General features: G+C 42.2%; 11 protein-coding genes. 7 read left to right on the top strand and 4 right to left on the bottom strand.

What is annotated here, in order from left to right; genetic code table 11:
• Window positions 1–80 precede the first annotated feature (80 nt).
• Window positions 81–218 carry a hypothetical protein gene (locus F6J99_RS40810; protein WP_293122084.1) on the top strand — a complete coding sequence of 46 codons (138 nt, stop codon included), beginning with the start codon at window positions 81–83 and terminating at the stop codon, window positions 216–218.
• 115 nt (window positions 219–333) lie between these two features.
• On the opposite strand, the gene F6J99_RS40805 is transcribed toward F6J99_RS40810, so the two are convergent.
• Complete coding sequence (locus F6J99_RS40805) at window positions 334–1,236, bottom strand: ParA family protein (RefSeq protein ID WP_365975242.1); 903 nt, start codon at window positions 1,234–1,236, stop codon at window positions 334–336.
• A 20-nt stretch (window positions 1,237–1,256) separates the two neighbouring features.
• Here F6J99_RS40805 and F6J99_RS40800 point away from each other — a divergent pair, with 20 nt between their 5' ends.
• Window positions 1,257–2,114: an AAA family ATPase gene (locus F6J99_RS40800; RefSeq protein ID WP_293122081.1), complete on the top strand. Its 858-nt coding sequence runs from the start codon at window positions 1,257–1,259 to the stop codon at window positions 2,112–2,114.
• Between the two features lies 1 nt (window position 2,115).
• On the opposite strand, the gene F6J99_RS40795 is transcribed toward F6J99_RS40800, so the two are convergent.
• Window positions 2,116–2,313 carry a hypothetical protein gene (locus tag F6J99_RS40795; RefSeq protein WP_293122078.1) on the bottom strand — a complete coding sequence of 66 codons (198 nt, stop codon included), beginning with the start codon at window positions 2,311–2,313 and terminating at the stop codon, window positions 2,116–2,118.
• A gap of 5 nt (window positions 2,314–2,318) precedes the next feature.
• Here F6J99_RS40795 and F6J99_RS40790 point away from each other — a divergent pair, with 5 nt between their 5' ends.
• Together F6J99_RS40790 and F6J99_RS40785 are read left to right on the top strand one after the other, a co-directional pair.
• Window positions 2,319–2,453, top strand: a complete 135-nt coding sequence (locus tag F6J99_RS40790) for a hypothetical protein (protein ID WP_293122075.1) — start codon at window positions 2,319–2,321, stop codon at window positions 2,451–2,453.
• 3 nt (window positions 2,454–2,456) lie between these two features.
• Window positions 2,457–3,089, top strand: a complete 633-nt coding sequence (locus F6J99_RS40785) for a TIGR04282 family arsenosugar biosynthesis glycosyltransferase (RefSeq protein ID WP_293122072.1) — start codon at window positions 2,457–2,459, stop codon at window positions 3,087–3,089.
• On the opposite strand, the gene F6J99_RS40780 is transcribed toward F6J99_RS40785, so the two are convergent.
• A complete protein-coding gene (locus F6J99_RS40780; RefSeq protein WP_293122069.1) occupies window positions 3,057–3,239 on the bottom strand; it encodes a hypothetical protein in 183 nt (60 codons plus the stop codon). The genes F6J99_RS40785 and F6J99_RS40780 overlap by 33 nt on opposite strands.
• 14 nt (window positions 3,240–3,253) lie before the next feature.
• Here F6J99_RS40780 and F6J99_RS40775 point away from each other — a divergent pair, with 14 nt between their 5' ends.
• Window positions 3,254–3,526, top strand: coding sequence for a hypothetical protein (locus F6J99_RS40775; protein WP_293122066.1), 273 nt, complete (start codon window positions 3,254–3,256; stop codon window positions 3,524–3,526).
• Here the strand turns inward: F6J99_RS40775 and F6J99_RS40770 are convergent.
• Window positions 3,488–4,075 (bottom strand): IS607 family transposase, encoded by a 588-nt coding sequence (locus F6J99_RS40770; protein WP_293122063.1) that lies wholly within the window; start codon window positions 4,073–4,075, stop codon window positions 3,488–3,490. The genes F6J99_RS40775 and F6J99_RS40770 overlap by 39 nt on opposite strands.
• A 410-nt stretch (window positions 4,076–4,485) precedes the next feature.
• On the opposite strand from F6J99_RS40770, the gene F6J99_RS40765 reads away from it, so the two are divergent.
• Together F6J99_RS40765 and F6J99_RS45945 are read left to right on the top strand one after the other, a co-directional pair.
• On the top strand, window positions 4,486–5,172 hold the full coding sequence (locus F6J99_RS40765; RefSeq protein WP_293122061.1) for a TIGR04283 family arsenosugar biosynthesis glycosyltransferase: 687 nt from the start codon (window positions 4,486–4,488) through the stop codon (window positions 5,170–5,172).
• 546 nt (window positions 5,173–5,718) lie between these two features.
• A partial coding sequence (locus tag F6J99_RS45945; RefSeq protein ID WP_365975244.1) for a cyanobactin class RiPP occupies window positions 5,719–5,868 on the top strand: 150 nt, incomplete at its 3' end.

Here is a 5,868-nt window from a genome sequence, read left to right as displayed (position 1 = left end):
CGCTGCAATTACCATCCAAGATTTAATCATGATTTTGGCCTTGCTCCTAATATCAAGTCTGGGGGTGGGGAGATGGGGAGATGGGGAGATGGGGAGATGGGGAGATGGGGAGATGGGGAGATGGGGAGATGGAAAGCGCACCGAGGGAGACTTTTATTAAGGATAATTATCCTGACATGATATTAATGGGTAATTTATTCAAAAATGAGCAAAAATGAGCAAAAATGTAGTAAAATAAACCAAATTAATCGAAAAATACCTCTTACCTCTCTTTCCCCGATGCCCGACTCGCGACTCCCGATTCCCGACTCCCGATTCCACCCTTGTTCTCAACTATTTCTTAGATTTATTTGTTATAATATTCGATAATTTTTGGATAAATTCTTGAGTGAATTGAGTAAAGGCTTTGGCTCCAGTTGCTTGGGGTTCATTGATGACCACAGGTCGAAACTCATCCACAGCTTTGGCAACCGCAACATTCCTGGGAATTTCTATACTAAAAATTTTGTCTTTCCCAAAATTATCAGTCAATCGGTTCTTGACTTGTGTAGCCATATTGGTGGCGTGACCAAGGGAGAAAAACAGAATGCCAATCAGGGTTATCCCAGAGCGATCGCTTTCTATCAGCTTTTTGATTTGACCTTCTTGGAGGATGCCAATCCCAACCACTGATAACGGTTCAGCTTTGGCAGGAATGAGATAAAAATCACTAGCAATAATTCCACTACGAGTGATAATATTCTCACTTGGGGGGAAATCCAATAGAATAAAATCGTAGGTTTGTTGAACTGGCTCAAGGGCACGCTTAATTAAATAATTTTCTAGCTGATTCCAGTTGTTTTCAAACTCTTGGGGATTATCCTTTGACTGAGAAAACAGCAATGCAGCCAATAGAAAATCATTGTAGGTTTCGATATCCCCTGGCAATAAATCTAGTCCATCGACTCGACAAATATTGCGCTGAATCGCTTGTTCAATGGGAATATATGCCTGAGTGGGTGACTGAATGACTTGATTAATTATTTTTTTTAAGGTTCGGTCTTCCTTCTTGAGTTTAGCAAATTGCACTGGAGGCATCAGGCTTAGGGTAGCATTAATCTGGGTATCGAGATCAACGATTAATACTCGCATGCCATAATCTTTGGCAAGACAGGTAGCAAGGTTGACGGTGGTGGTAGTCTTGCCAACACCGCCTTTCATATTGACTATAGAAATGGTGTATCCCAGTTTTGACAAAAAGAAAGAGGTAAAATAACGTGAAGGTCATTGCAGTATACCATAACAAAGGCGGCGTCGGAAAAACCACGACGGTGGTTAACCTAGGGGCCGCTATCCGAAAAAACCGCAAAAAAGTGCTTGTGATCGATCTTGATAGCCAAGCGAATGCTACCTTTGCTACCGGACTGGTTAAATTTCATGACGAAGCATTTGATGATATCAAAGATTGTAATATTCTCCATGTTTTGCAATCTGAGGAATTCTTCTCAATCTCGGAAGTAGCTAGAAAATCTGAATTCAGCAATCCAGAAATTGATGTGATTCCTGCCCACATCGATCTCATGAAATATGAGCTTGATATGAATCAGCTTGATTTTAGCTTCCTAATGCTGATGGATAAACTAGAGGATGTTAAAACTTACTATGATGTGGTAATTATTGATACTCCGCCCTCTTGGAATTTATATGCCAGAATTGCTTTAATCACTGCTGACTATTTAATCATCCCTTCAGACCTCAAGCCTTTTTCTAATCAAGGCTTACTGAATGTACAAGATTTTATCAGAGCTATTAATGGCTATCGAAAACAAATCAACATTAAACCGCCACTTAAAGTCTTGGGAGTGCTGCCTTCTAAAATAGCAACCAATAATATGTTCATACAACATACCTTGCCAAAACGGATAAAAGCAATTTCCGATCGATATGGCTTTGATGTGATGAAGAGTGTTATTTTCGATCGAGATGATTTGGCAAAGTGTGCTGAACAAGTTGAAAAAGTAGACAATCAAGATATACCGTCTCCTGTGTCTGTTTTGGATTATAAGCCCTATTCTCTTGCTTCAGAAGAATTTAGGTCTCTTGCCCAAGAAGTTTTGGAAAAAATAGGCATGTAAACTATAGGGTTTGTATTTGAGTTGTGAACATAGGATTGATGGTAAATCGGGAATCGGGAATCGGGAATCGGGAATCGGAAATCGAATCGGTAGGGAGTAGGGAGCAGGTAAGAGGTAAGAGGGAATAGGGAACAGTAGTTAAGATATCCAAGGAGTTTTTACTGTTATGATAAATCAAGATTACTTTTCGTGATAGCATTATAAATGCTATCTAAAAATTGGTGTAGTAATTGTTATAATTCTTGTTCCCGATTCCCGACTCCCGATTCCCGACTCCCGACTCCCGACTCCCGACTCCCTATTCCCTATTCCCTATTCCCTATTCCCTATTCCCTTTAGATAATGATAGTGACAGAACGCCTAATTATTTTCAGCCGCTATCCAGAGCCCGGAAAGACTAAAACCCGGATGATACCAGCTCTAGGAGCGGATGGTGCTGCAAACCTTCAACGTCGGATGACCGAACATACTGTTGCCCAGGTCAAGGAATTAATAACTGGTCGCCCTGTGTCTGTAGAAATCCATTTTGCTGGTGGTAATCAACAGCTAATGGAGAATTGGTTAGGCTCGACTCTGGTCTATAAACCTCAGAGTGATGGGGATTTGGGCAAGCGAATCACTTCAGCGTTTGAGTTATCCTTTGCGGAAAGTATGACCAAAGTTGTGATCATTGGTATTGATTGCCCCGATTTGAATAGTTCGGTGATGAATCAGGCATTTGAGGCTCTAGACAATCATGATTTAGTACTTGGAGCAGCCAAGGATGGCGGCTACTATCTGGTTGGTCTAGGTCGATTGATTCCAGAGTTGTTTGTGGGAGTGAATTGGGGAACATCTGAAGTTTTGCAGCAAACGGTGGATATTGCTAAGAGTCTTAACCTAACTATCGCGATGCTTTCCGAGCTTACTGATGTTGACCGCCCAGAGGATCTCTGGGTAGTATCAAATTTGATGGGAGTAGGGAATCGGGAGTAGGGAGTAGGGAATCGGGAATCGGGAATCGGGAATCGGGAAGTTAGAATTTAGTAAATTTTGCGTAGGGTGCGTTAGGGGTGGGCTCGCCCTGATTTTATGCCTCTTCGCCACCATTGAAATAGCCCACCCCGTAACGCACCACCGAGTCAAACAGCAAAAATGAGATGCACCCACAGGGAACAGGGAATTGGGAATCGGGAATTGGGAAAAAATCCTGTTTATATGAGATCTTGCAGCAGTACAAAAAAAACTTAATAACGGCAGTGATAACAATCAATTTCAGTACTGAAAGCGACAAATATTATCACTGTTCCCTGTTCCCTGTTCCCTGTTCCCTGTTCCCTGTTCCCTTAAATCCTATATTCACAACCCAAATAAAAACGCGCTTAGCTGATAGCTTAGATTTTAGACCTTTTAGCACTATTGAGTTTTTCTGAAAAGATTGTAATCAGCTCCATCATGTCTGTAACTAATTCTTGTTCAAGGCTGATGTCTTCTGATGACTTGTTGATAATTATTATTTCTGTCTTGAATTCTTCACACATCGCAAAGACTAATTCAGCACTAACTCTAAGCAGCCTATCTTTGTGAGTAATGACAACTCTGCCAACATTCCCCTGCATGATGCGCTTGAGCAATTTCTGTAAGCCTTTATTTTGGGAATTGATTCCGGAACCTGAATCTTGAATTGTTTCATACTGCCAACCATTAGCAGTACTAAAAGACTCTAAAATCTTGATTTGCTTGACTAAATCTTCTTTTTGGTCTTGATCTGAAATACGGGCATAGTTAACGGTTATGCGATCATCGATCTGACCGACATTCCGTGGTGTAATGTGTTTGATATCGGCTACATAAAATCGCCGATGGCCACTGGGAGAACGTTGTGACCTAATTTTTCCTGCGTCTGCCCACCTCCTTAAGGTTTTAACTGAGACCCCTAGCTCACTGGCTGCTTCTCCAATACTAATGGTTAACCCTGACATGTTGGATTTATCACCTTGTTTGAATTGAGTTTGACCTAGTGGTGCGTTACGGGGCGGGCTCTCCGAACCCTGGCTACGAGGTTAAAGATGAGGGCTCGCCCTTGGGTGGTGCGTTACGGGGCGGGCTATCGGAACCCTGGCTACGAGGTTAAACATGAGGACAAGCCCTTGGGTGGTGCGTTACGGAGCGGGCTATCGGAACCCTGGCTACGAGGTTAAACATGAGGACAAGCCCGCCCCTAACGCACCCTACGCACCTACGCACTTGATTGCTTACTTTATATTTAGTTTGCCTTTTATTATATCGCTTTAATGTAATAAATGTCCAGAGATGGATAGAAATAAAGGGAACATTGGTTATTTCCTACTCAGCAATGCTAATTTGTCAGAAAGAATGCTAAAGCTGTTGCGTGATCGTAAAAATTTCCATTATCATCCCGGTTCTGAATGAGGCTAGTCACATAGCTGATACTTTGGCTACGGTTAGGGAAGCGTCTAATGTGGAAGTGATTGTGGTAGATGGGGGCAGTGATGATGAAACCGTTGCGATCGCACAATCACTGGGTGCTAAGATTCTAGCTGCTGGTACCGGTCGCGCTAGTCAAATGAATGCTGGGGCTGCAGTGGCTACGGGAGATATTCTGCTGTTTCTCCATGCTGATACCCGTTTACCAAAAGGATTTGATACCTTAGTTCGCCAAGGGTTACAAAACTATGACACCGTGGCTGGTGCTTTTGAATTAGCCATTGATGCTAACCTGCGGGGGGTAAGGCTAATTGAGGGGATGGTGAATTTGCGATCGCGTTTTTGCTCTTTGCCTTACGGTGATCAGGCTATCTTTATCAAGACTAAGGTGTTTACAGACCTTGGTGGTTTTCTTAATCTACCGATTATGGAAGATTTTGATTTGATGCGACGCCTCCGCAACTTAGGTAAAATAACTATCCTTAATCAACCTGTGCTAACATCAGGACGCCGCTGGCAGACCTTGGGGGTTTTGAAAACTACATTAATTAACCAACTGGTGATCGTTGCCTATCATTTGGGGGTTTCTCCTCACCGGATTGTGGGTTGGTATCGTCGGGCAAAAGGGTAATTAAGAATGAAGAATGAAGAATGAAGAATTAAGAATTAAGAATTAAGAATGTAGAATGTAGGGTGCGTTAGGGGCGGGCTTGCCCTAATTTTCCACTTCGTAGCCAGTATTAGGATAGCCCGCACCGTAACGCACCACCAAGTAGAATTGAGAATTGAGAATTGAGAATTGAGACTTGAGACTTGAGAATTTATATAGCGTTTATTGCATGTATGAAGTATAATAATCAAGCTCAAAGTCCCCCTTGTTAAGGGGGATTTAGGGGGATCTCTTTGTACCTCATGGGAAACAGAATTGCTATATATAATTTAGGGTAGTGCTCAAGATCTAGTGACCTTCTGGCTACGGTAAGCGTCAAGGTATGATATGAAAAAATCCTAACCGAATCGAATCAATTCACCATTCTAAATTCTAAATTCTTAATTCTTAATTCACCATTCTACATTCTTAATTCTTAATTATTAAGAATTATAAAGCCAACTTGACTCTAAGACCCCCAGAGATGGTATTGTTGACCACAGAACATCTTTATGGAGAGTGGCTGTTATGGGCAAAAAGAATTTATTGCCTAAGCAAAAATCACCGATCGTACGTTCCACTACCGCTAAGCCCATCCCGGGATTGGAAGAAACTACCCTGACGGAGGGCATGGCAGGCATCATCGGTGGGGGGTCAATCACCCCATCGCAATTTGGA

It is taken from the genome of Moorena sp. SIO4G3, assembly GCF_010692305.1.
Classification (GTDB): Bacteria; Cyanobacteriota; Cyanobacteriia; order Cyanobacteriales; family Coleofasciculaceae; genus Moorena; species Moorena producens_A.
Note: the sequence above shows the minus strand (reverse complement) of the source record. Positions and strands in the feature narration are given on the sequence as shown.

What these genes read in the sequence shown, in the direction of transcription:
- F6J99_RS40795 (WP_293122078.1), bottom strand. Translation starts at nt 2,313, where the DNA reads ATGCTATCACGAAAAGTAATCTTGATTTATCATAACAGTAAAAACTCC.
- F6J99_RS40790 (WP_293122075.1), top strand. Translation starts at nt 2,319, where the DNA reads ATGCTATCTAAAAATTGGTGTAGTAATTGTTATAATTCTTGTTCCCGA.
- F6J99_RS40770 (WP_293122063.1), bottom strand. Translation starts at nt 4,075, where the DNA reads ATGTCAGGGTTAACCATTAGTATTGGAGAAGCAGCCAGTGAGCTAGGG.
- F6J99_RS40775 (WP_293122066.1), top strand. Translation starts at nt 3,254, where the DNA reads ATGCACCCACAGGGAACAGGGAATTGGGAATCGGGAATTGGGAAAAAA.
- F6J99_RS40785 (WP_293122072.1), top strand. Translation starts at nt 2,457, where the DNA reads ATGATAGTGACAGAACGCCTAATTATTTTCAGCCGCTATCCAGAGCCC.
- F6J99_RS40810 (WP_293122084.1), top strand. Translation starts at nt 81, where the DNA reads ATGGGGAGATGGGGAGATGGGGAGATGGGGAGATGGGGAGATGGGGAG.